Origin of the sequence: Flavobacterium poyangense (genome assembly GCF_011751075.1) — a bacterium.
In the GTDB taxonomy this organism is placed as follows: Bacteria; Bacteroidota; Bacteroidia; order Flavobacteriales; family Flavobacteriaceae; genus Flavobacterium; species Flavobacterium poyangense.
Map to the genome: position 1 here is coordinate 119,727 of NZ_JAALLN010000001.1, position 24,384 is coordinate 144,110.

Annotated in this window: 21 protein-coding genes; 11 read left to right on the top strand and 10 right to left on the bottom strand. The window is 33.8% G+C overall.

Annotated elements, in window-relative coordinates:
* Positions 1-18: 18 nt before the first annotated feature.
* Positions 19-3,033, bottom strand: a complete 3,015-nt coding sequence (locus G3A47_RS00465) for a tetratricopeptide repeat protein (RefSeq protein ID WP_166919384.1) — start codon at positions 3,031-3,033, stop codon at positions 19-21.
* Positions 3,034-3,272: 239 nt separating this feature from the next.
* Between G3A47_RS00465 and G3A47_RS00470 the strand changes: the two genes are divergently transcribed.
* Genes G3A47_RS00470 through G3A47_RS00480 form a run of 3 tightly spaced genes read left to right on the top strand, consistent with a single transcriptional unit; the run spans position 3,273 to position 5,782 of the window.
* Positions 3,273-3,956, top strand: coding sequence for a cell division ATP-binding protein FtsE (locus tag G3A47_RS00470; RefSeq protein WP_166919386.1), 684 nt, complete (start codon positions 3,273-3,275; stop codon positions 3,954-3,956).
* The gene (locus G3A47_RS00475) at positions 3,956-4,840 is read left to right on the top strand and encodes a glycosyltransferase family 2 protein (protein ID WP_166919388.1); all 885 of its coding nucleotides are present in this window, start codon (positions 3,956-3,958) and stop codon (positions 4,838-4,840) included. Before G3A47_RS00470 ends, G3A47_RS00475 begins: the two co-directional genes overlap by 1 nt.
* Positions 4,841-4,846: 6 nt before the next feature.
* The gene (locus G3A47_RS00480) at positions 4,847-5,782 is read left to right on the top strand and encodes a glycosyltransferase family 2 protein (RefSeq protein WP_166919390.1); all 936 of its coding nucleotides are present in this window, start codon (positions 4,847-4,849) and stop codon (positions 5,780-5,782) included.
* Here the strand turns inward: G3A47_RS00480 and G3A47_RS00485 are convergent.
* Positions 5,769-6,167, bottom strand: a complete 399-nt coding sequence (locus G3A47_RS00485; RefSeq protein WP_166919392.1) for a sugar 3,4-ketoisomerase — start codon at positions 6,165-6,167, stop codon at positions 5,769-5,771. The genes G3A47_RS00480 and G3A47_RS00485 overlap by 14 nt on opposite strands.
* A 4-nt stretch (positions 6,168-6,171) precedes the next feature.
* Positions 6,172-7,275, bottom strand: a complete 1,104-nt coding sequence (locus G3A47_RS00490; RefSeq protein ID WP_166919394.1) for a glycosyltransferase — start codon at positions 7,273-7,275, stop codon at positions 6,172-6,174.
* 416 nt (positions 7,276-7,691) lie between these two features.
* Here G3A47_RS00490 and G3A47_RS00495 point away from each other — a divergent pair, with 416 nt between their 5' ends.
* Complete coding sequence (locus G3A47_RS00495; protein WP_166919396.1) at positions 7,692-8,825, top strand: glycosyltransferase; 1,134 nt, start codon at positions 7,692-7,694, stop codon at positions 8,823-8,825.
* A gap of 54 nt (positions 8,826-8,879) precedes the next feature.
* On the opposite strand, the gene G3A47_RS00500 is transcribed toward G3A47_RS00495, so the two are convergent.
* The 7 genes from G3A47_RS00500 to G3A47_RS00530 form a co-directional block, all read right to left on the bottom strand.
* A complete protein-coding gene (locus tag G3A47_RS00500; protein ID WP_166919398.1) occupies positions 8,880-10,322 on the bottom strand; it encodes a lipopolysaccharide biosynthesis protein in 1,443 nt (480 codons plus the stop codon).
* Between the two features lie 111 nt (positions 10,323-10,433).
* Positions 10,434-11,750, bottom strand: a complete 1,317-nt coding sequence (locus G3A47_RS00505) for a CDP-glycerol glycerophosphotransferase family protein (protein ID WP_166919400.1) — start codon at positions 11,748-11,750, stop codon at positions 10,434-10,436.
* Positions 11,751-11,766: 16 nt separating this feature from the next.
* A complete protein-coding gene (locus G3A47_RS00510; RefSeq protein ID WP_166919402.1) occupies positions 11,767-12,867 on the bottom strand; it encodes a DegT/DnrJ/EryC1/StrS family aminotransferase in 1,101 nt (366 codons plus the stop codon).
* Positions 12,864-13,841 (bottom strand): GNAT family N-acetyltransferase, encoded by a 978-nt coding sequence (locus G3A47_RS00515; protein WP_166919404.1) that lies wholly within the window; start codon positions 13,839-13,841, stop codon positions 12,864-12,866. Before G3A47_RS00515 ends, G3A47_RS00510 begins: the two co-directional genes overlap by 4 nt.
* 11 nt (positions 13,842-13,852) lie before the next feature.
* Positions 13,853-14,455: a trimeric intracellular cation channel family protein gene (locus tag G3A47_RS00520; RefSeq protein ID WP_166919406.1), complete on the bottom strand. Its 603-nt coding sequence runs from the start codon at positions 14,453-14,455 to the stop codon at positions 13,853-13,855.
* Between the two features lie 95 nt (positions 14,456-14,550).
* A complete protein-coding gene (locus G3A47_RS00525; RefSeq protein WP_243860361.1) occupies positions 14,551-15,444 on the bottom strand; it encodes a hypothetical protein in 894 nt (297 codons plus the stop codon).
* A gap of 259 nt (positions 15,445-15,703) precedes the next feature.
* On the bottom strand, positions 15,704-16,447 hold the full coding sequence (locus G3A47_RS00530; protein ID WP_166919408.1) for an RDD family protein: 744 nt from the start codon (positions 16,445-16,447) through the stop codon (positions 15,704-15,706).
* 20 nt (positions 16,448-16,467) lie between these two features.
* Here G3A47_RS00530 and G3A47_RS00535 point away from each other — a divergent pair, with 20 nt between their 5' ends.
* The 7 genes from G3A47_RS00535 to G3A47_RS00565 all read left to right on the top strand — a co-directional run bounded on the left by G3A47_RS00535 (position 16,468) and on the right by G3A47_RS00565 (position 24,380).
* The gene (locus G3A47_RS00535) at positions 16,468-17,448 is read left to right on the top strand and encodes a stage II sporulation protein M (RefSeq protein ID WP_166919410.1); all 981 of its coding nucleotides are present in this window, start codon (positions 16,468-16,470) and stop codon (positions 17,446-17,448) included.
* Positions 17,449-17,460: 12 nt separating this feature from the next.
* A complete protein-coding gene (locus tag G3A47_RS00540; protein ID WP_166919412.1) occupies positions 17,461-18,234 on the top strand; it encodes a DUF4129 domain-containing protein in 774 nt (257 codons plus the stop codon).
* A complete protein-coding gene (locus G3A47_RS00545) occupies positions 18,227-19,432 on the top strand; it encodes a DUF4350 domain-containing protein (RefSeq protein WP_166919414.1) in 1,206 nt (401 codons plus the stop codon). Before G3A47_RS00540 ends, G3A47_RS00545 begins: the two co-directional genes overlap by 8 nt.
* Positions 19,433-19,474: 42 nt before the next feature.
* On the top strand, positions 19,475-20,488 hold the full coding sequence (locus G3A47_RS00550; RefSeq protein WP_166919416.1) for an AAA family ATPase: 1,014 nt from the start codon (positions 19,475-19,477) through the stop codon (positions 20,486-20,488).
* Positions 20,489-20,655: 167 nt separating this feature from the next.
* Positions 20,656-21,987, top strand: a complete 1,332-nt coding sequence (locus G3A47_RS00555; protein WP_166919418.1) for a DUF58 domain-containing protein — start codon at positions 20,656-20,658, stop codon at positions 21,985-21,987.
* Positions 21,988-22,045: 58 nt separating this feature from the next.
* Complete coding sequence (locus G3A47_RS00560) at positions 22,046-23,131, top strand: phosphoglyceromutase (RefSeq protein ID WP_166919420.1); 1,086 nt, start codon at positions 22,046-22,048, stop codon at positions 23,129-23,131.
* Between the two features lie 457 nt (positions 23,132-23,588).
* Complete coding sequence (locus G3A47_RS00565; RefSeq protein WP_166919422.1) at positions 23,589-24,380, top strand: TrmH family RNA methyltransferase; 792 nt, start codon at positions 23,589-23,591, stop codon at positions 24,378-24,380.
* Positions 24,381-24,384: the final 4 nt, after the last annotated feature.

Genomic DNA, 24,384 nt, shown 5'->3' on the forward strand with positions numbered 1-24,384 from the left:
ATTTCACTCAAAAAAAACCTATTTAGTAATTGATGAATTTGTTTTTGATTCTTCCAGTTTTATAATACTCAGTTCTTTTTTAGCTTCCTCTACTACATCCGGATAATCAGTAAAATTATTGATTACATTATCTAAAATATAAGTCGCCTGGTAGCTGTCTTTTAATCCGTAGAAATTCTCGGCCATCAAAACCAAACTCTTTGCTCCATAATATTTATAAGCAGAGTAGTTTTTAGCCAGTTTTTGAACGGACACATTTGAGGCTTCAAATTTGCCTTCTTTTGTTTTAAAATAAGCATCATAATACAAGGCCTCCGCTGCTAATTCTCCCTTTGATGTGGCGGACAATTTTGCATAGGCAGCTTTTGCTTTATCCTGATCTCCAGATTGCATTGCAGAGCGTGCTACAATAATTTGCGCGTCAGATTTCACATTCGCATCTCCTTTAGGATTCTGTAATACTTTCTCAGCATATACTACCGAATTGTTATAATCCTTTTTATCGTAATAACACTTCATTAAGTTCGCCTGAGCGAAAGTTTTATTCTGAGGAAAATCGGCTTCGTCTTCTAAACGAACCAATACCGGAATCGCTTTGTCGCAATCTTTAGCTTTTAGGAAAATCTGTGACAATCGGCTTAGTGATTGTTCTGTAAACTCATTTCTTGGCTGATCAATAACATATTGATAATTCACTACCGATTTAGTTTGTGAGCCTTCTGCATAATACAATTGTGCCACATAAAAATTAGCTTCCACTGCATGAATTCCTGATGGAAATTTAGCAATATACCCTGCAAATCCGGTAATAGCTGCTTTACTGTTGTTTTGACTGTATTGTTTAAAAGCTCCTTCGTAAGTATCGTTATCCAATTCTGCATCTGTAACCGCCACAAAGTCCAATGTACGTACCCAAGTAGCATATTCATCTACTTTTCCTGAATCAACGTAAATTAATCTTGCTGTTGAAACGGCTTCTAAAGCCTCTGCTGTTTTAGGAAATTCAGCTGCCACTTTTTTCAATTTCACTAACGCTTGTTCATCGCGATCTGTATTGTAATAAATCAGACCTTGCTTCAGAATCGATTTTGAAGTAAACGAACCATTTTTGTACTCGGAAATTAACTGATCGAAAGTTTTAATCGCCTGATCGTTCTTTTTCTGGGCCACATAAGTATTCCCCAATTCATACAAAACATCATCTCGGTAAGATGATTTTTTATACATCTGCAGGAAGTTATTCAGTTCATCGATTTTTTTATCATTTTTAGACATAAAACCATAGGAAAGTGCTTTTTGATATTGTGCATAATCGGCATCAACTCCTTTTTCATCAATTGCTTTTGCATACGCTTCCATTGCAGGAGCATACTTTGCATTTACAAATCGGCAATCTCCCAAACGCAAATACGAATCATTTAAACGTATTTTATCTTCTTTTGAATTATCGATTTGTGCCTGAAAAGAATTTCCGGCCTGATCGTACTCTTTTAGCTTAAAATAAGTATAAGCAATATTATAATTAATGTTTTTGTATTCTTCCGTCGTTTTAGCGCCTGCCAAACCTGCAAACTGTTTGTAACTTACCAATGCTGATTGGAAATCATCAGTTACATATTCTGTTTCTGCTTTCCAGAAAGTGGCACGTGCTGTAAACTCAGGATTCTTTTGCTCTTTGACAGCATTATTGAACATTTTTAATGCCTCTGCATAATTCGATTCGGTGTACAATTCCAAACCTCTGTAAAAAAGCACTTTCTGGTAGGCCAATTTATTTTCTGCAGTTCTGTTTTTCTCTAATAAAACCAAAGCTTCTTTGTAGTTTTTAGAAGAAATATACGAATCAACCAATAATTTCTCTACTTCCGTTTTACTGGAATTGTTTGGGTATTTTTTTAAAAAATCAAGCAAAATTCCCGGAACGGTCTGATACACATTTCCAATTTCGTAACTCAACTTGGCATAATTCAAAGCGGCATCTTCCTGAATCTGTGCATTAAATTCCATTTCAGAAGCATTTTTAAAAGCATTCAGCGCTTCTTGTTTTTTAGCTGTATTGAGGTAGCTCAAACCCAAATGATAGTAAGCATTTTGAGCAACGAAATCTTTCCCTTCAATAATTTTATTAAACTGAGAAATGGCACTTTCGTAGTTTTTTTGTTCGTAATACGCATAACCCAACTGGTAAAAATCGGTATTGTTCCATTTTCCTTTTTTCCCTTTATATTCTTCTAAAAATGGAATCGCTTTGTCGTATTGTTTTAAATTGAAATAAGACTCTCCGATAATTTTATTCAATTCTGATTTTTCAATTGCATTTGATTTACTCATTGCTTTTTGCCCTAAATCAATCGCTTTTTGAAAATTCCCTAGTTTAAAATTCATATCGGCCTGATAATACGACAGCTTTTCTTTGTATTTTTCTTCGCCTGAAACTTCGTCAAAATATTTAGTAGCTTCTTTATAATCATCACCCTCATACGCCATAAATCCTAAATAATATTTGGCCTGAGAACCAAATTCAGCGGAGTTCACCACCTTATTAAAATAGGTTGTCGCTTCTTTCTTTCTCTTAGCATTAAAGTAGGCGTATCCTTTCTGAAAATTAAATTTATCCAGATCCGATTTACTCATATAACTTTCATCGACCTTGTCAAACCATAACAACGCTTTTGGGTAATTACCTTGTTCGAAGAAAAAATGAGCCACCTCAACATAGGCTTGATTTTGTTTGGTACTGGTCGGATAATCCGCAACAAACTTTTCCATTAAAGCATCCGCATTGGGCTGATTGGTTCTAATCGCACAATTGGCAATATAATAAGCACAATCAGACTGAACTTCTTCTGTCGTTGCATTATTTTTTACATATTCAAAAATATGTTGGGCCGAAGCATATTGTTTGTCCTTATATAAAGCCAGTGCTTTGTCAAAATCCTTTAAATCGTAAGTGTAAATAACTGATTTTTGCGCCGAAACCGTCGTCGAAGTAAGGATAATTTGGAATAAAAAGAACCAGAGAAGTTTACGCATTTTGTTTTTGTTTAGTATTCAAATTTATCATTTTCTACCGTTTATAACGAAACGTTTTGTTCTTTTATTATGATTATTTTTTTTAATAGTTGTTATTTAACAGCTTATTAATCCTCAAAATATTGGTTCTCAAATATTCAAAAACTATTATTTTTTAAACCGTTTTCTTTCGAAATGATTAAAATTTATTTTGAATCCAACCGTTATCTTATTACTTTTACCATTCAAATCAATTTATTATGTCACAAACCGTACTGTCTCTTAAAGAAGTAACTATATATCAGGAAGGAAAGAAAATTTTATCTCATATTAATCTGGATGTCCAACACGGAGAATTTATCTACATCATTGGAAAAACAGGTTCCGGAAAAAGTAGTTTCATGAAAACGTTGTACGGTGATTTACCTTTAACTGAAGGGGAAGGTCATATTGTTGAATTTGATTTGGCTGCCTTAAAAGAAAGCGAAATTCCATTCTTAAGACGTAAAATCGGAATCGTTTTTCAGGATTTCAAATTACTTCCGGATCGCTCTGTAAAAGACAATATGTTATTTGTTTTAAAAGCAACCGGCTGGCACGAAAAAGAAGCCATGGAGCACAAAATCGATGAAGTTCTGGACAAGGTGGGAATGAAAGAATTCGTAAACAAAATGCCACACCAACTTTCGGGAGGTGAACAACAGCGTGTTGCCATTGCAAGAGCTTTGTTAAACGACCCGGAATTTATCCTTGCCGATGAACCAACCGGAAACCTTGACCCTCAAACAAGCTCTGAAGTATTGGAAGTATTGAAAAAAATCAATGCTAATGGAAAAACGATCATCATGGCAACTCATGATTATGCTTTATTGATGAAATTCCCTTCCAAAACACTAAAATGTGAAGACGAAAGAATCTTCGAAGTGGTGCAACGCAGCGTATAATGCTTTCTATTTTAATTCCGGTTTATAATTATGATGTTTTTAAGCTTGTTTCAGAACTTAAACATCAGGCAGATAACTTAGGAATTGTATATGAAATTTTAGTCCAGGATGACGCAGGTAAAAGATTTATTGATGAAAACAACGCGATAAATCTTTTAGAAAACTGTTTTTTTTCTACCAATAAAGAAAACCTCGGAAGAGGTAAAAATATTAACTCGCTGTGTCTTAAATCAAAATATGAATTTATTTTGATTATGGAAGCGGATGCGTTGCCGGAGAATCCATCATACCTTAAAAACTTTTTCGAAGTATGGTCTGAATCCACAACCGTGATTTTTGGTGGCGTTAAATACCCTACTGTTATTCCTGCTACTGAAAAATTACTTCGATGGAAATATGGCAGACAAAGAGAAACTAAATCTCTAAATCAAAGACTTAACAATAATTACGATTTTGTTTTTACCTGGAATTTATTTTTAAAAAAAGAAATTCTTTTGCAATTCCCATTTCCCGAATTCATACATGATTATGGATATGAGGATTTGATTTTTATAGAGAATTTGCGTTTAAATTCAGTACCGGTGACCCATATTGAAAATTTCTTAGTTCATCACAACAATGAAGACAGTATTGTTTTTATTGAAAAAACGAATAGAGCCATTAAAAACTTACATCACTTAATTCAAATTAACAAAATTGATCCAAAAAGCACCAGATTAACTAAGGCATATCTTTTTCTAAAAAAACTACATCTTATTGGAATTACAAAAGCAATTTTCCAAACTACAAAAAAACAAATCCTTACGAATTTAACATCCGAAAATCCGAACCTGTATCTATTAGATTTGTATAAATTAGGCTATTATTGTGATTTAAAAAAATAATCGATTATGACATTTTTTTCTGTTGTTATCCCGTTGTACAATAAAGCTGATCATATTAAAAATGCAATCCGGAGTATTCTTGATCAAACTTTTACCGATTATGAAATCATTATTATAAATGACGAATCTACCGATAAAGGTGAAACTCTGGCACTTGAATTTAATGATAAAAGAATTCAGATTTACAATCAGAAAAAACAAGGAGTTTCGGTTGCCCGAAATCTTGGCATAGCCAAATCGAACGGAAAACTTATTGCTTTTCTGGATGCAGATGATTATTGGTTTCCGAATCATTTACAGGAATTATCAGACTTGCATCATGATTTCCCAGATTGCGGTATATATTGTTCACGTCATAAAATTAGAATCTCTAAAAATCATTTTCAGATTCCTCATTATAATGGTTTAGATAAATCGTTCAGAGGAATTGTAGCCGATTATTTTTTCTCCAACAGTCCTTTTAGAATTACATGGACTTCCAGTCTGGCGATTCCAAAAGAAATATTAGAACAAAATGACGTATTTACGCCAGGCATAACAAATGGTCAGGATTTAGAATTATGGACTAAAATTGGTATAAAATATCCTGTTGTTTTAGCAAATAAAATAACGGCTGTTTACCAGTATAATATTCCAAACAGTATTACCAAAAACCATATAAATGCAATGAAATTAATGGATTTTGAGCAATTCAAACTTTCTGAAAAAGAAAATAAATCCCTTAAAAACTTTCTCGATTTGTACCGAATTGAATATGGTCTGCGCTATTATATCTTTGGAAACAAAGCAAAAATGAACTTTTACCTAAAAGATGTAGACAAACAAAATATTAGCTTAAAAATTCGCTTTTTATTAGGCACACCTTCTATTTTTTTACGCACTTTTTTTAAACTAAAAAATGCCTTAAAAAGATTTGGGATTGATTTTTCTATCTACAATTAGAATATTTCAGAAATTCATCAAAATCTCTGATATAATCTTCTTCACTAAAAACCTCTGAGGCAACTACCAGACAAACAGAACCTGAAGAAAAATTCTGAAGCTCCCGCCAAATCCCCGGATTAATTAACAATCCTTCGTAAGGTTTATTTAATGTAACAATTTGTTCCTTTTTTCCATCTTTTAAAACTACATCAAAACTACCACTTAAAGCTACCAAAAACTGCTGCAAATTTTTATGCGCATGACCGCCACGTTCTGCGCCACTAGGTACATCATAAAGATAATAAACTCTTTTAATGGCAAAAGGAACTGTATCATTTTCAATAACAGAGAGATTTCCTCTTCGCTCTTCTATTTTAGGAATAGCTATAACTTCTATATTCATTTCACTAATTTATAGTATTTCCCATTAAATCCTGCCATTGTTTTCCTATTTTTTCCATTGAAAAACGTTCTATACTTTTTAGAGAATTATTTTTACATTGCATATACAAAACCTCATCTTCTACTAATAAATTCATCGCATCAACAAGTGCTTTGAAATTTTGATTTTCAACCAAAAGACCGTTTTCTTTGTCTGTTATGATTTCATTAGGCCCTGAAATACAGTCAAAGGAAATAACAGGTGTTTCGCAGGCTAGTGACTCAACTAAGGTCATTCCAAATCCCTCATATTTACTACATAAAACCAGGAATAATGCCTTTTGAAAATATTTATAAGGATTATTTTTAAACCCTAAAATATGAATTTTATCTGCCACTCCACTTTTAATTGCTATCTCTTTATAAACATCCATAAGATCTCCATCTCCTATTAACACCAGTGAAATCCCTTTTTGAGGGAGAACAGATTCTGCATAAGCTACTATTAATTTATCAAATTGTTTCACATTACCGGAGTCAAATCTTCCGGCAGCTATTATGTAAGGTGATTTCATTTCGATTTGATTATCGGCTAAAGTTTTTATTTCATCCAAATCAATCGGGTTATAAATCAAATGGCTATTCTGCAGTTGGAATTTTTCATCTACCAACATTTTAATTCCCTTTGAAACACAAACAACACTATGTTTTCCTTTGCAAATTTGCCTCGTTAAAAATCTGGAATTGGGCAAGTAAGTTTGCAAATGCGAATTATGAACGGTATAAATTGTATTCGTGGTATAAATAAATTTAGACAAAATATACTCCTGTACTGGTTTCACACGATATCTGAAATCAATAACAAAATCAAATTGATTCTTTTTTAAGTATTTATAAAAAAACAAAAGAAGTTTTAGCTTACCTAAAACTTTATTTTCCTTTGTCTTCATGCTTCCAATATTTACCAAAGTTCCGGAATAAGGGTAGCCAATATCATCAACAAAAACAATATTATGAACCTCAATACCTATCGAATCAAAATAAACGGATAAAGTTGACATTACTTTCTCCAATCCTCCACTATTCAATCGATAACCTACTAAAGCAATTTTATATTTTTTGGTTTGCATATTATTCCTGAATGCCTAAATTTACAACGAAAGTACGATAATTAATTTAAGTTGCTAGGTATGAGATGTGAGTTGTGAGATGTAAGTCTGAAATTAGATGTATTTGTTTTACGGCTCTATTTTACGTGATAAACATAGAAAGTAATAGAGTTTATAGGAATTGTCGAAGTCCAGTAATTAACAGCAACTTCATTTTCAGTTTTTAAGTCAGATATTAAAGAAATTAGTATTGTTTTTTGCTTTCGCAAACATTCTATTCATTAAATTTTGGTTGTTCTAAAAAACGATTAATTTCTCAGACTCCCCTTTCACATTTTACATTTTACATTTTACAACTAGCAACTTAAATTCATTATTCGCATTGCTTTTTTTACAGATTCAATGCTCATGAAAAATTTATAACTCATTATTAAAACATGAAAATTTTACTTGTTGGCGAATATAGTCGTTTGCACAATTCTCTGAAAGAAGGATTAGTGAAACATGGCCATACAGTAAAAATCGTTTCGAACAGCAATGGCTTTAGAAATTTTCCCGTTGATTATTCTATTGATTATACTTTCTGTAAATTAAGGTTCGTTCATTATATCAGACAACTTGTTCATAAAATAACCAAATTTGACATCGTAAATTTAGAACAAGGCTTAAGATTCTATTTTTTACTAAACCAATTTAAAGGTTATGATGTCGTTCAATTTATTAATGAGCGCCCTATAATTACAACCAAAAAATTCGAACTCTTCCTGGTAAAAAAAATTTTCAATACCAATAAAAAAGTTTTTGTATTGTCTTGTGGAGTAGATTATCTGACCTTACAGTATGATTTATCCAATAAAGATAAAAAATCTTTAATTCAGCCTTATTTACAAGACTCAGGGCTTCATAAATATTACAAATACATTGAGGAATATTTCACTCCCAACTACAAAAAAATACATGATTTTGTTTTAAAAAATTGTAATGGTATCATCGTTACAGATTTAGATTACATAGAAGCAAACCAACCCCATCCTAAATTCAGAAAATTAATTCCCTATCCTATAAATCATGATATACTCCCTTTTGAAGAACCGATTGTTCACAATAAGGTAATTATCTTTTTGGGAGTTAACCAATACTCCTATTATCAAAAGGGGATCAATTATTTTGAAGCTGCTCTGGCAAAAATAGCACTTAAGTATCCGGACAGGGTTGAAATCATCAGATCTCAAAATGTTCCTTATGCAGTATACATAAACTCTTACAATAAATCTCACATTTTACTTGATCAGGCCTTTACTTATGATCAGGGATACAATGCCCTGGAAGCCATGGCTAAAAGTAAAGTAGTTTTCACGGGAGCCGAAACGGAGTTCACAGCTTACTACAAGATCACTGAAAGAGTCTGCATCAATGCAATTCCTGATGTTGATTATCTGGTCAATGAATTGTCTTTTTTAATTGAAAACCCACAAGAAATCATAGCAATCGGAAAACGAGCAAGGGCATTTATCGAGGAAGAACACGATTATGTAAAAATTGCTCAGCAGTATTTGGATGTTTGGAAGTAGAAACAAAAACAACAGACTATCAAACACTTATAACTCTTTTTAAAAATGCATAAGTTAAAAATGTGACTTCAAAAACAACTCCCAAACCTCTTTTAATTCATCTAACTTCAATAACCAGCAGATAAACAAATAAGTAGCAACACCAATTATAACACCTAAGAGCAATTGAATTACCAAATTAGCAACAAAACAAGACATTACAAATACTAAAATTGCCATTCCTATTGTTGCAAAACAAAAAGGCAATACATCTTTTAATTGTTTAATCGCGCCAAAACCATAAAATTTCCCCGGTAAATAAGCATTTATAACAAAAAATATTGCCGAGGTAATAACATGTCCAATTACCATGATTTTTAGTCCCAAAGGAATTGTAATTAGCATTACCACTAAAGTTATTGGTAATTTTGACAAATCAACTTTTAGAAATAAGTCAGAACGTCCAATTGCATTTAATAAACTTAAATTTATGGCGCTTAATGGAAGAAAAATGCGCGATAATGCCATCAACTGTAAGAACGGAATAAGTGTACTCCATTTTTCTGTAAGCAGTAAGATCACAATTGGTTTTGCAAGCAGCGCAATAAGTACCATAAGTGGAAGAATCAAAAAAGCTGACATACGAATCATTCTTCTGTAGATGGAGACTAATTTATCTTTATCATGCTGCACTGTTGCAAGAACCGGGAATACAACTTGTTGCAAAACACTTACGACTGTACCGGCAGACAGATCCGCAAAACTCTTTGCCTTGGTGTAATATCCTAATGAAGCTGTTGGATAGAATTTCCCTATACAAATATTATAAATGTTGTTTAGAATTTGAGCATACAAAGAAGTTATTAGCAGTTTAGAGCCAAACCCAAATAAAGATTTAAAAGATTTTTTTGAAAAAGCGATGGAAGGACTCCATTTACTTAAAAACCATAATGATGCGGAAGAAGCGAAAGATCCGGTAAGAATTTGAATAACCAAGGACCATACTCCATAACCATTTAGAACGGCAATTATTGCGCATGCCCCACCGACAATCATTCCAATTACATTACTTCTAGCTATAGATTTGAAATCAATTGCAATCGTTAGTTTGGTTCGTTGAACAATTGAGAAAGCATTTATTAACAAACTCAAACCCAATATCCGTGTTAAATCAGTTAGTTGTGGTTGATTAAAAAACCCCGAAATAAAAGGGGCAGAGAAAAACAAAACCAAATAGAAAAAAAAGCTTGCAATTAAGTTAAACACAAATAGAGTAGAAAAATCAACCTCTTCTCTCTCCTGACGTTGAATTAGCCCTACATTTAAACCACTTTCAATAAAAATTTGCGATATCGTTATAAAAATGGTCATCATTCCGATTAGACCAAAATCCTGAGGTAATAAAATTCGAGCAAGTACTATACCTATAACGAACTGACCTATCTGCACTGCAAATTTATCAACAGCCGACCAGATCATTCCTTTTGTTGCGATCGCCTTAAGAGAGGTATTTTGCATTTACAAAAATTAAAAATTCATTCCAATTTACTTCTTCAATCAATGTACAACTATCATTTTCTTTCGTACAAAACTGCAAATCAAACGCTAAAATTAAAAAAACTCCATGCATTATCGAAAGATTTCCCCTTCTAAATATTCTAATATGTTTTCTGACGCGGTCAGATTTTTTTGAGGAATTAGATTCTCCTGCACAAAATTAGTACGTTCTTCTTTCATCCAATCGTTTTCATTAAGTACTACATTTTCAATAAAATCAATTACCTGCATTTTGTTTCTGGATTGATAATGTACTGCTATTGATTTTTCTCCAAAAAGACTCCAATACTGCATAACTGATTCCTCTCTAACCATAAAAAGAGACGGTTTTCCGGTAATCAGGTATTCCGACATAAAAGAACCACAATCGTGAATTAAAGCATCTGATGTTAAAAAAAGATCGATATACCCCCCATTTTTACACTGACCATTCTCCAAATTTTGCCATTTATTATAATAGTCATCTGTTTTGTCCTTACCCCAATTTGGGTCTTCTTCCAACTTGACTCTTAACAAATGATGTGGTTTGAAGGCAATTTGCAACCTATCCTTATAAATAACAGCCAACTCCAGAAAAAAATCATAATATTCTAAAAAATTGGCCACTTTATTAAACTCCTTCATCGCATGATGCGGTGCCCATATTACTTTTTTAAGACTGGAATTTTTATTTTTCCACACACCATAGTTCGGTCTCTTATTAACTAATATCGGATCGAATCCGGGATAACCCGTTACAATACTATTTCTTCCTTTGTTTGTTTGTTTTTGAATTGCTGTTTCTTTATGAAAAGGAGTTTCCGAAAAAATTCTCCAAACCAAATTATGAAATTTTAAATTATTAGTAAACTCAAAATCAACTGTCATAATAGCATACGGAACATAACAAGTTAATGTTCTAGAAAACTGTTTGATATAATACCGATAATCCTGCAAACCCTCATAGGGGTTCGTATAAAAAATCAGATCCGGCGAAAAACTCTTTTTGACATCTAAATACTTTCCGGTTTCCTTATCATAGGTTTTAACAACATTATATCCTCTTTTTTTAAATGAATTATAGGTCTTCTCCATTTCAAAAAGCATATTATCTCTGCCAAAATTTACAATGGGACAAACAAATAATGCAGGTTCAAATCTGGGGTGTTTCAACATCAAATCATAAAGAACATCGTATTTCCAAACCGATTCATGAGTCAAAAAGAAGGCGACTTTTACTTTTTCTTTTCTCCGAACAATTTGAAGCGCTTTTTGATGTTTTTTTGGTGCCTGTTTGATTTGATACCAATCAGAGACAGCCCTTAAATTAGTAAAGTTATAAACCCTGATTAGCGAAATCCAAATTGTTTCAGGTACGAATTTCTTAATAAATAATTTTAATCCTGCCATTTTTATCCAATCAAAATTAATATTTATTTAAAACTTCAATGATAAAACTGACTTCTGCTTCGGTTAAAACAGGACTCATGGGTAAACTTAAAACTTCTTTATGAATTTTTTCCGTAACCGGAAATGATAAACTATTCCAATCGGGAAATGCCTTTTGTTGGTGGGGAGGAATTGGATAATGAATAACCGTCTGAATAGCATTCCGAGACAAATAGTTTTGTAAATCTTCTCTGTTGGAAGTTCGGATCACAAATAAATGAAACACATGATTATCCGAAAAATCCCAATGCGGAAGTATTATTTTGCCGTTTTTAATTTCGGTCAAATATCGTTTCGCTACTAAGCGTCGTTTATCATTATCGTTGTTTAAATCAGGTAACTTCGAATTTAAAAAGGCAGCCTGCAATTCGTCTAATCTTGAATTTACACCTATAAATTCGTTGTGATATTTTTTATCGGAACCATAATTTCGAAGCGAAAAAAGCACTTTTGCCAACGCTGCGTCATTGGTTGTAATGGCGCCTCCATCTCCTAAGCAACCTAAGTTTTTTCCGGGATAAAAACTATAAGCAGCCGTAGCTTGTTGATTTTTAAGGTCCGATTTCAGCTTTTTTTCTGCCCCATGAGCTTGTGCGGCATCTTCTATAACCAGCAGATTATTTTTATCGGCTATTGCATTAATTGAGTCCATTTCTGCCAATTGTCCATACAAATGAACTACCAGAACGGCTTTTGTATTTGTCGTAATTTTCGCCTGAATTAAATCATGATTCAAATTGTATGTTTCTAAGCGGGGTTCAACTAAAACCGGAACTAAACCAGCTTCCATGATCGCCAGAATACTGGCAATATAGGTATTGGCAGGAACGATCACTTCGTCTCCTTTTTGCAGTTTTCCTAATTGAATATAGGCCTTAAAAATTAATGTTAAGGCATCGAGGCCATTGCCCACTCCAATACAGTATTCAGCTTTACAATATTGAGCAAAAGCTTTTTCAAACGTTTCGGTTTCTTTCCCCAAAATATACCAGCCGTTTTGCAAAACCAATTTCAGTTTTTCCTGAAAAGCAGTTTCGTACGGTTCGTTTATTTTTTTAAGATCTAAAAAAGAAATCATATCAAAACGTTGTTTAATAAACTATAACGAGACGTTTCTACCTCATAAAAATCATGAATTATAGTCCCTGCGCCAAAACTTTCTTTCCAATATGACAATCCTTCATTTAGTTTTTTGCCCTGATTTTCGTTTGAAATTCCGAAATCAAAAAAGCGCTTTCTGGCAAATTTTTCCTGGATAAGGTGCTGAAACAGAAAATCCAAACTTCCTAAGTTATCCTCCTGTTCCAACTTCGAAATATATTGACAGTGTGCTACTGTTTCTGTTTCAAAAATCGTTGTTCCGCCTACAATTTTATCTTTACAATACACATTGAACTGACGAATATTATTAGGAAACAGTTGTTTTAACCGACTAATTTCCTCCAAAGAATGAACTGGTATGGCCTTGTGCCTCTTATCCAGATTGGGAATCAGGATTTCATTCCAAAAAGATTCCAAATTATCTTCTTCTTTTATAGTTAACTGGTTTGAAATTGCTTTTTGAAAACCTCTTTTTCTAATTTTAGAAATGCTGTTTTTCTGCGACAAATCAATAACAGCAAGAGCATCCCTACGAATCAGTTTTGCTTCAGCGAGAAACAAACAATATAAAATTTCTTCAGCAGGTTTTAAGTGATAAAGAGACGGAAGTGTTTTAAAAATCAAATTTTGAATTCCATTTTCATTCAAAAAAAGCAAAACGGACTGAAAAACTCCTATCACCGTACTCAATTTCGTTTGCTCTCTATAAACCAAACCTCCGTAAGTAAGTCCCTGATGTGAATGTACAGAATTTGCTTCCTTATTTGCAGGTAAAACCGCAATTAAATTTTCATTTTTGAAAACAAGAAGCGAAAAATCGGTAAAACGATCTTTATGGTATTCGGTAAAATCACGATGAAATAAAAAGGTTGCATTTTTGGCTTTTGCAATGAAATCATTCCAAATTGCAGCATCGTTCTGATCGTATTTTTTTACCGTATATCCAGTCATCCCGATCTAATCTATTTGTGATCAAATGCTTTCAGATACCACTTGTATTTTACCGCCATTAGCCTTACCACAATAATGACCAAAGAGGTAATCAAATACAAAATATCATCCTCAAGATTCAATTTCTTTAAAATAAAAAATACCGCTCCGCCCAAAATACAGATCGTCGCATAAATTTCTCTTCTAAAGATGGTTGGAATTTCCGTACATAAAATATCACGAATGACTCCTCCAAAACAGGCCGTCATGGTTCCGAGAGCAATACAAATTATAGGATGCAAACCTATCGAAATTCCTTTTTCCAGTCCAATCAATGTAAAAACCCCCAGTCCGATAGTATCAAACAAAAACAGAGAAGTTCTTAATCTGTCAAACTTTTTTCTGAAAATTATAGCCAGAAAAAATCCAAAAGCAATAACGTAAACATACTGCAGGTCTTTCATCCAACCAACAGGAGTTCTGCCTATTAAAACATCCCGCAATGTTCCTCCTCCAACCGCAGTAACAAAGGCAATAATAAAAACCCCAAACGGGTCTAATTTTTTATGCATTGCTGTTAATGCGCCGGACATAGCAAAGGCCATCGTACCGATCAAGTCTAATAAATGAAACATTATTTATTTTAATTACAAAGATTCAATAATGCATAGGTACGACGTTTTGCCTTAATTTTTTGAATTTATTTTCTGTTTTTACAAAGACCGGACTTCTATTTTCTTGTATAAATCGGACTTCTTTTCAATAAATACTGAACAGAGTCCATCCAGCTGTCTTTCACACTTAAAAAAGGTTGTCTCGTTTGAGAATAGATTTTTGTATTGTTTTTGTACATATCAAAATATACAGTATAATAATAATTCAACTGAGTGCTGGTATTGGCTATTGAATAATCATTTGTTTTTACTTTTTTATTATTGTTGCTAACTTTGGCATTTCCACCATTATAAGCCAGTGCTGTAGAACTTTCGGTAGTAGTAAACGAAACCTTGACAGCCACAATATTATCAACTCCAAGAACTCTTTGAAGATCCTCGATGGGAATTTCATCAATATTTTTGTAATCAATTCCCGCTTTACGTAACAGATTGTTTGTTATTCTTAAATCCTGAACAGTAAGAGGAAAAATATTAGACGATTTATCTAATAACTTGTTATAAAGATCATTTTGCGCAAACTTAGACATCTCCTCAGAACTCTGCAAATTGTCTGCATTCAGATAAGGAACAGGTAGTACCCCAATTGTATTGGGTTTCATTTCTGCTGTAACCAATACCTGATTGGCATTACTGTTACCAGTAGCAACACTGCCATCATTATTGCCTCCTGTACTCACAATAGTGCCCGATGAAGGGACATCAAAAGTCTGTGAACGACCACTGCCAAAGTCAATTCTGGCAATTTGAGCAATATCAAGTGAAATTCGCAACGTTTCTCCGGGCAATGAATACTCTACTGTTTTATCGGACATTTTTGCGATAGTACATTCAATAATCTGGTAGTCACGTTTTATAATTTTGTCCAATTTTTTGTTCCCATTCTGAGCAAAACCAACAACGGTAACCAATAACATTATGAGTGCAAAAATTTTTGTAACTCTCATCATCTTTTATAATTTAATTTATCCTACTCTTATGGCTTTTCGGTGACGCCTCTTAAGTTTCAAAACTATAGCTATCATTTATTACCTTCTTGATTAAATTTATAAATGATACTTATCCACTTATTTATGTCAAATTTATTAAATTACTATGTATCAAAAAATGATATATGTCATACCTCTTTTTCACTTATCTTTTTCCCTCTTCTCCCAATTCATTTCTCACAACTCACTTCTCACATCTCACATCTCACATCTCACAACACTACATATTCTGCGTATAAAAATTATAATCTTTTAAAATTACCCGTAGAAAATCGCGTTCATTTCCGGATTGATTTTTAATTCCGGTAACACTTTCTATTTTAGAAACCAATTTACCAATGGTTTCATAATCATTCTTACTCTCTGCCTTTTGAAAGGTTTCTTTAATAATTCGCATATCATTATCAGACAATTTTATAACCAAAGGATAAGTTGGTATATAGGCATCTCCAATTTCTTCAAGAATAGTATGACTTATATTAATTTTATTTTTCAACGTAATAACAGCCGTTCCTGCGACCATATCTCCCAAGCGTTGTCCTTTTTTACTCGAAACTACAGCTATCAAAGCAATAACCCCGCTCATAATAGAAATATCTACAAGTCTAAAAAACCATCGCATCAGATAGTCTCCAAAACCGGCCTGATAGCCATCAATTTTCACCACTTTTATCTTAACCAGCTTTTTCCCGATCGTTTGTCCCTCAAAAATACTTTCCAAAGTGAGCGAATAGATGATTACAGGAAAATAAAGCAACAAAAGAATCGACATTCTTGACCAGTTATCTAAACCATCTAATGCCGCTCCTAAATTCAACGAGTAAAAAAATATGCCGTAAATCACTATGATATAGGCAAACTTAATAATCAAATCGATAAAATAAGAACCTATTCGCTCACCGGCAGAAGCTGCGATAAAATTTATTTTGACATTTTGCGTCGTATTTATTGATAATTCTGACATATTTTATATTTTAGCCCATAATGAGAGAGATCGCCTTCATAAAACAAAATAAAGAAAAATGGCTGGAATTTGAGCTAGCTATTTTCGGTAAAGCTAAAAAAAATCCTGATGAGTTAGCCAATTTGTACATTCAAATGATGAATGATTTGTCTTACGCCCAAACGTATTATCCAAAAAGCAAGACAGTTGTTTATCTAAATCATTTGGCTTCACAGATCTATCAGAAAATTTACAAAACCAAACGAGCCGAGAAAAACAGGTTTCTTGAATTTTTTAAAACCGAAGTTCCTCTACTGGTGTACGAATACAGAAGATATCTCCTCTATTCTTTTGTCTTATTTTTTATAACCGTGGGTATTGGTGTGATCTCGGCACGATACGACCAGAATTTTGTTCGCCTGATTTTAGGGGACGGTTATGTAAACATGACTTTAGAAAACATTAAAAAAGGAGATCCTATGGCCGTTTATGGCACGGGAAGCAACTGGGGAAGTTTTATTGGCATCACCATGAACAATCTTTATGTAGGCGCCAGATGTTATATTTATGGTATTTTCGGGGGAATTGGCACTTTTTACATTGCCTTGCAAAACTGTATTATGTTAGGGGCTTTTCAGTACTTTTTTTACGAACAGGATGTTTTCTGGAAAAGCGTTCGCGGCATCTGGATTCATGGTTCAATGGAAATTTTTGCTATTGTAATTGAAACTGCTGCCGGATTTATTTTGGGAGCCTCGATATTGTTTCCCAAAACATTTTCGCGAGTAAATTCTTTTAAAATAGGTTTCAAAAACAGTTTCAAAATTTTCCTGAGCACCTTTCCTTTTACCATTAGTGCAGGATTTCTTGAAGGTTTTATTACCCGATATTCTATCGATATGCCCAACTGGATGAGCAGTTTTATCATACTGTTGACACTAGGTATCATCTCTTTTTACTATTTGGTTTATCCTTTTATCGTATACAAAAAAACACAACAACTATCAGCCAAATTGACCTAATCAGAACCGATAATGAATAAAATTTTCTTTGTTTTATCTTTTCTTTTTTTCTTCAGCATCACCAATGCTCAGGATACTTTAGTGACTGCCGATCCGCCAAAAATTACTTCGGTAAAATACACGGAGAAAGATATCAAAATCGATTCGGACACTGTTGAAACCAAAAAATTCAAGAAAAATTTCAAAAAAGAATACACTTCCTCTGATTTCGTATACGAATACAAAGCACCCGAAAAAAATGCCTGGGATCATTTTAAAGAATGGCTCGCCGGCATTTTAAGAAAACTGTTCACTTTTAGCAATCCACAGGCCGCATTAGATTTTGTCTCTATTTTATTGAAAGTACTGGCTGTTCTTATTATTGTTTTTGTCATCTATCTGATCGTAAAAGCAATAATCAATAAAGAAGGAAGATGGATTTTCGGAAAAGATTCTCATAAAAAAACGGTTTATTACTCTGAACTTGAGAAAAACATACACCTCTTAGATTTCAAAAAACTCATTGAGGAAAGTATCGAAAAAGGAGAAAAAAGAATCGCAATTCGCTACTATTACCTGTGGTTATTGAAAGTTATGGCGCAAAACCATTACATCGAATGGGACATCGAAAAAACCAATTCCGATTATCTGTACGAGCTTCAAAGCCCTGTTTATAAAGAAGAGTTCACTTACTTATCCTATTTGTACAACTATATTTGGTATGGCGAATTTGAAATTGATGAAACCACTTTCAAAAAAGCAGAAAACCGTTTTAAGAATTCAATAAAAACCTTTAGCAATGAATAAATCCGTCAAAATTTACATCGCTATTCTGGTTTTTGTTTTTGCCATAATCATAATAGCCAGCTCTAACCAACCTAAACCTATCGATTGGCGTCCAACCTATTCTGTTAATGATAAAATTCCGTACGGTTTGTACATTTTTGACAAAGAAATTAGCGGTATATTAAAAAAGCAAAAAATTGAACGCATATCTACTGTAACTCCTTACGAGTTTTTAGATTCAAAATATATTCCTGATACCATTTCCGGAAAATACAGTATCAAAGGTACTTTTTTCAATGTAGCCGAATTTAGCGACATTGACAATCAGTCTATGACAGAACTTTTTTATTTTGTATCTCATGGCAATAATGCTTTTTTGAGTCTCAAAACATTTCCGCAGCCCCTGTTAGACAGTTTAAAAATTGAATTGAACACCAATTTTCAAGCTCCGGATAATGCCACAGTCTGGATGGCTAATAAAAAAGTAAGTTCCAAAAAATACCGCTTTAAAGATGTTGGTATCGAGAATTATTTCACAAAAATCGACACGGCAACAACAACCATACTGGGGTATCAAGGCACACCAAAACAAAAACACGTCAATTTTATAAAAGTCCCTTATTCAGGTGGTTATTTCTATTTGCACGTACAGCCCGTTGCTTTTACCAATTATCATTTATTAAAAAAAGATCATTATCAATACGCTGAAAATGTACTTTCTTATATGCCGAAAGGAAACGTTTACTGGTACACTAAAGGGCAAAACAACGAATCGATTTCCGATTCACCACTACGATACATTTTAAGTCAGCCCGCATTAAAATGGGCGTGGTATCTGTTGCTAATTGGAATTCTGATTTTTATTCTTTTTAATGTCAAACGAAAACAACGCATTGTTCCAATCTTAAAACCGCTTCCGAACCTAACCGTTGATTTTACCAAAACCATCGGAAACTTATACTATCAGGAAGGCGATCATGATAATATTATAGACAAAAAAATCATTTACTTTCTGGAAAGAATACGAAATGAATACTTGCTCGACACCACAAAACTCGATGATACTTTTATCCAAAAACTGCATCATAAGTCAGGAAAAGAAGAAAAAGACATCCGCGAACTTGTATTTTTGATCAACGAATACCGAAAAAGTTATCACGGAAGTCTCGAAGAAGATCTAATTCGAATTAATAATGCCATCGAAAAGATTTTAAATTAATACTTTTAACAGAAATTCATTCAAAAGAAAATATACCACAATATGGACGATATAAACACCAAAGAAACAGAAATTACAAACGAAAATGTAAATTTTGAAACCCGATTAAACCTAACTCCACTTTTAGATCACGTTAACAGTATCAAAAAAGAGTTGGAAACGGTAATTGTAGGTCAGCATAAAATGATTGATCAACTTTTGGTGGCTATACTTTCAAACGGACATGTTTTGCTTGAAGGTGTTCCCGGGGTTGCCAAAACAATCACCGCAAAATTATTGTCAAAAACCTTGAACATTGGCTTCAGCCGAATTCAGTTTACGCCGGATTTAATGCCGTCAGATATTTTGGGAACTTCTATTTTTAATCTAAAAAATTCTGAATTTGAATTTAAAAAAGGTCCTATTTTCTCTAATCTAATTCTGATTGATGAGATAAACCGTGCTCCTGCCAAAACACAGGCTGCTCTTTTTGAAGTTATGGAAGAGCGTCAGATCACCATTGACGGTTCTGCTTATAAATTGGAAACTCCATTTTTGGTAATCGCGACACAAAACCCTATTGAGCAGGAAGGAACCTATCGTTTACCGGAAGCACAATTAGATCGTTTTTTATTCAAAATCAGTATTGATTATCCAAAATTAGATGAAGAGATTCAGATTATCCAAAGGGAACATCTATTACAGGACCACGGCAAACTCGAAGCGATAAAAACGATTCTTTCTGCAGAAGAAATCAAAGGCTATCAGGCGCTAATCAAGCAAATCAGAGTAGAACAAAACCTATTGGAATACATTGCCCGAATTGTAGTAAACACGCGTGAAAATGCCTTCCTGTATCTTGGAGCCTCTCCTCGTGCCTCAATAGCCATTCTGAATGCTGCCAAAGGTTTTGCAGCCATTCGTGGTCGCGATTTTGTAACGCCCGAAGATATTAAAGAAGCAACAGTTCCGGTTTTACAGCATCGTGTTATTGTTTCGCCGGAACGCGAGATGGAAGGAATTACAAGCTCTGAAATCATTAAACAGATTATTGAGACCGTAGAAATCCCTAGATAATTTATCGATAAACGACTCCGGCAAGGTTTGAAAAAAGACCTTGCTGAAGTTCTAAAATAACAAGTAACAAGTCAATATTTTATACCCTAAAAGGTCTGAAAAAAAATTGCAGGAAAATCGAATAAAAAACCTGAAACCTGAAACGTTAAACCTGAAACTTTAAAAAATTGAAATTCATAAAAAGTGTATACATCAACAACTTCTTTTTTTATGTGCTTCTTGGCATTATAGGAATGTTTGTTTGTGCTTTTATTTTTCCTAATTTATACAACGGTGTTTGGTTTATCGTTTTAGTGCTGGCTACTTTTCTGGGACTTGATATTTTACTGCTGTATTTAACAAGAACCGGTATTGAAGCCTCAAGAAATACGCCCGAAAAACTTTCGAATGGCGATTTAAATCCAATCCGGATCACCATCAAAAATCAATATACTTTTACTGTTTCGGTAAAGATAATTGATGAAATTCCGTTTCAGTTTCAAGTGCGTGACTTCAAAATTGTAAAAACGATCAAAGCCTCTGCTCAGGAAGATATTGGATATGATTTGCGTCCAACGGAACGCGGTGAATACTATTTTGGAAACCTGAATATCTATGTCTCTTCGCCACTAAAACTAATCTCCCGCAGATTTACATTTGACAAAGGCCAAATGGTTCCAACCTATCCGTCTTATATTCAATTAAGAAAATACGATCTTTTTGCTATTTCAAACAATCTGTTTCAATACGGAATCAAAAAAATTCGTCGTATTGGACATACGATGGAGTTCGAACAAATCAAAGAATACGTTCAGGGCGATGACCTTAGAACCATAAACTGGAAAGCCACAGCAAAAAAAAATGCGCTGATGGTGAATCAATTTCAGGACGAAAAATCACAGTCAGTTTATCTGGCAATTGACAAAGGACGTGTCATGCAAATGCCTTTCAATGGCTTAAGTTTATTAGATTATGCAATCAATTCAACTTTGGTTTTATCGAATGTGATTCTGAAAAAGCAAGACAAAGCAGGGATTTTTGCTTTCTCCAAAAAGGTCGAAAACAGAGTTTTTGCCGAAAAAAGAGGATCACAAATGCAGAAAATCCTCGAAACTTTATACAACATCAAAACCGATTTTTTTGAGAGTGATTACAGCCGTTTGTATGTTGACATCAAAAAAAACATCAATCAGAGAAGTTTAATTATTCTGTACACGAATTTTGAAACGATGGATGGTTTAAACAGACAATTACCCTACTTAAAAGGAATCGCAAAGAGTCATTTGTTAGTGGTTATTTTCTTCAGCAACACTGAATTAAATGAAATTATTCACAAAAAAACGGGTACCATTCAGGAAATATACGACAAGGTAATTGCAGAAAAATTCATGTTCGAAAAACGACTAATCGCCAACGAACTAAAAAAATACGGAATTCATTCGATACTTACACAGCCCGAAAACCTGACTTTGGATGCTATTAATAAGTATCTGGAAATAAAGTCAAGAGGCATTTTGTAAGTATGTGAAATGTTTTTTGTGAAATGTGAGATGGTTACTAAATTTAAAATATAAAACTATGAAAAAAGTAATTTTGATTGTATTCGTTTTAACAGGCTTTTTGTCAAGCGCACAAAAAACAGAAAATATTATTATCATCACCACAGACGGTTTCAGGTGGCAGGAAGTTTTTAAAGGAATGGATGCCGCAATTGCCAACGACAAAAAATTCAATCAGGGAGACAGTACTTACATCTACAAAAAATATTACAGTACCGACAGTAAAGAAAGTCGTGAAAAAATCATGCCTTTCTTATGGTCTGAAATTGCTTCGAAAGGACAAATTTACGGCAATCGTGACTTGGGCAGTAAAGTTGATGTTTCCAATCCGTATTGGTTCAGTTATCCGGGCTATAGTGAAATTATGACCGGAAATGTCGATTTGCAGATCAACGCTAATTCTTACAAAGCCAATCCGAATATAAATGTTCTGGAGTTTTTAAACCAACAATCCAAACTAAAAGGGAAAGTTGCCGCTTTTGGAGCCTGGGATGCTTTTGACAGAATTTTAAATGAGAAAAGAAGTAACTTTCCAGTAATTTCTGCCTTTGACAAAGTTGGAGGAAGTAAACCCACTTCTAATCAGAAATTGTTAAACGAAATGCGTGACAATTCGTTTAAACCTTTTCACAACGACGAATGTCTGGATGTATTCACACACTACCAGGCCTTGGATGAACTAAAAAACAAAAAACCAAAAGTACTTTACATTGCCTATGGTGAAACAGACGAATGGGCACACGCAGGCTTTTACAAATCCTATCTCGATGCCGCCAATCAGGTAGACAAATGGATCAAAGAAATCTGGACTTTTGTACAAAGTGATTCGCAATACAAAAACAAAACAACTTTATTAATCACAGTCGATCATGGTCGCGGTGACAAAACAAAAGCACAATGGACAGACCATGGCTCAGATGTTGTCGGCGCATCAGAAATCTGGTTTGCCGCAATAGGGCCCGAAATTGCTTCAAAAGGAGAAATCAAAACAGACTCTCAATTGTATCAAAAACAAATTGCACAAACCATTGCCAAAATCATGGGATACACCTTTACCGCACCACATCCGGTAGCTGAAGAGATTTCAGAAGTCGTTAAAAAATAGAAACACGAATTACACGAATTGACACAAATTTTTATTCGTAATAAATGCAAAACGAAGCCGAAGAGATTTCAGAAGTCGTTAAAAAATAGAAACACGAATTGCACGAATTGACACAAATTTTTATTCGTAATAAATGCAAAACGAAGCCGAAGAGATTTCAGAAGTCGTTAAAAAATAGAAACACGAATTGCACGAATTGACACAAATTTTTATTCGTAATAAATGCAAAACGAAGCCGAAGAGATTTCAGAAGTCGTTAAAAAATAGAAACACGAATTACACGAATTGACACAAATTTTCACTCGCAATACAAGCAAAACTAATTCGTAAAAATTCGTGCAATTCGTGGCAAGCTTTTTATCCCCCGTCCCTCTGAACCTTTGCAATTCTGAACCTTTGCAACTCTAAAAAAAAACTCAGTATCTTAGCACCTCAAAAACTCAGTCACTTAAAAAAAATGAAACAAATTACTTCAATACAAAATCCGTTTATCAAATCGCTTGTTTTACTTCAGGAAAAAGCAAAAGCCCGCAAACAAACCGGAACATTTTTGATTGAAGGTCTACGTGAAATTTCATTAGCCATAAAAGGAGGTTATGAAATAGAAACGGTTTTATTTTTACCTGAATTAGTCACTGAAAACCAAATCAATAAATTAGTCCAAACACCGGTTCAACTGATAGAAATAAACAAAGAAGTTTATCAAAAGCTCGCCTATAGAGACACAACCGAAGGCATACTGGCGATCGCCAAAACCAAATCGTTACAGCTAGCAGATTTAAAACTATCTGAAAATCCGTTGATTTTAGTAGCCGAAGCACCGGAAAAACCGGGAAATATAGGAGCCCTTTTGCGAACAGCAGATGCAGCCCGTTTGGATGCCGTTTTAATTGCCAATCCAAAAAGTGATTTATACAATCCGAATATTGTACGTTCGAGCGTTGGTTGTTTGTTTACCAATCAGATCGCTACCGGAACAACCGCAGAGATTATCGCTTTTTTGAAAGAAAAAAAGATTGATTTTTACTGCGCTACGTTGCAAAATTCGACCTCATATCACACACAAAATTTCACAACTCCAACCGCTTTGGTGGTCGGAACAGAAGCAACAGGCCTAACTCAGGATTGGCGTGATGCTGCTACACAAAATATCATTATTCCAATGCAGGGCGAAATCGACAGTATGAACGTATCTGTTGCTGCAGCTATTTTAATTTTTGAAGCCAAACGTCAAAGAGGATTTAACTAATGTC

Coding starts and splice junctions, on each gene's coding strand:
- G3A47_RS00500 (WP_166919398.1), bottom strand. CDS start 10,322: ATGCAAAATACCTCTCTTAAGGCGATCGCAACAAAAGGAATGATCTGG.
- G3A47_RS00495 (WP_166919396.1), top strand. CDS start 7,692: ATGAAAATTTTACTTGTTGGCGAATATAGTCGTTTGCACAATTCTCTG.
- G3A47_RS00540 (WP_166919412.1), top strand. CDS start 17,461: ATGAATAAAATTTTCTTTGTTTTATCTTTTCTTTTTTTCTTCAGCATC.
- G3A47_RS00560 (WP_166919420.1), top strand. CDS start 22,046: ATGAAAAAAGTAATTTTGATTGTATTCGTTTTAACAGGCTTTTTGTCA.
- G3A47_RS00480 (WP_166919390.1), top strand. CDS start 4,847: ATGACATTTTTTTCTGTTGTTATCCCGTTGTACAATAAAGCTGATCAT.
- G3A47_RS00520 (WP_166919406.1), bottom strand. CDS start 14,455: ATGTTTCATTTATTAGACTTGATCGGTACGATGGCCTTTGCTATGTCC.
- G3A47_RS00510 (WP_166919402.1), bottom strand. CDS start 12,867: ATGATTTCTTTTTTAGATCTTAAAAAAATAAACGAACCGTACGAAACT.
- G3A47_RS00465 (WP_166919384.1), bottom strand. CDS start 3,033: ATGCGTAAACTTCTCTGGTTCTTTTTATTCCAAATTATCCTTACTTCG.
- G3A47_RS00515 (WP_166919404.1), bottom strand. CDS start 13,841: ATGACTGGATATACGGTAAAAAAATACGATCAGAACGATGCTGCAATT.
- G3A47_RS00485 (WP_166919392.1), bottom strand. CDS start 6,167: ATGAATATAGAAGTTATAGCTATTCCTAAAATAGAAGAGCGAAGAGGA.
- G3A47_RS00525 (WP_243860361.1), bottom strand. CDS start 15,444: ATGATGAGAGTTACAAAAATTTTTGCACTCATAATGTTATTGGTTACC.
- G3A47_RS00475 (WP_166919388.1), top strand. CDS start 3,956: ATGCTTTCTATTTTAATTCCGGTTTATAATTATGATGTTTTTAAGCTT.
- G3A47_RS00565 (WP_166919422.1), top strand. CDS start 23,589: ATGAAACAAATTACTTCAATACAAAATCCGTTTATCAAATCGCTTGTT.
- G3A47_RS00490 (WP_166919394.1), bottom strand. CDS start 7,275: ATGCAAACCAAAAAATATAAAATTGCTTTAGTAGGTTATCGATTGAAT.
- G3A47_RS00530 (WP_166919408.1), bottom strand. CDS start 16,447: ATGTCAGAATTATCAATAAATACGACGCAAAATGTCAAAATAAATTTT.
- G3A47_RS00550 (WP_166919416.1), top strand. CDS start 19,475: ATGGACGATATAAACACCAAAGAAACAGAAATTACAAACGAAAATGTA.
- G3A47_RS00545 (WP_166919414.1), top strand. CDS start 18,227: ATGAATAAATCCGTCAAAATTTACATCGCTATTCTGGTTTTTGTTTTT.
- G3A47_RS00505 (WP_166919400.1), bottom strand. CDS start 11,750: ATGGCAGGATTAAAATTATTTATTAAGAAATTCGTACCTGAAACAATT.
- G3A47_RS00470 (WP_166919386.1), top strand. CDS start 3,273: ATGTCACAAACCGTACTGTCTCTTAAAGAAGTAACTATATATCAGGAA.
- G3A47_RS00535 (WP_166919410.1), top strand. CDS start 16,468: ATGAGAGAGATCGCCTTCATAAAACAAAATAAAGAAAAATGGCTGGAA.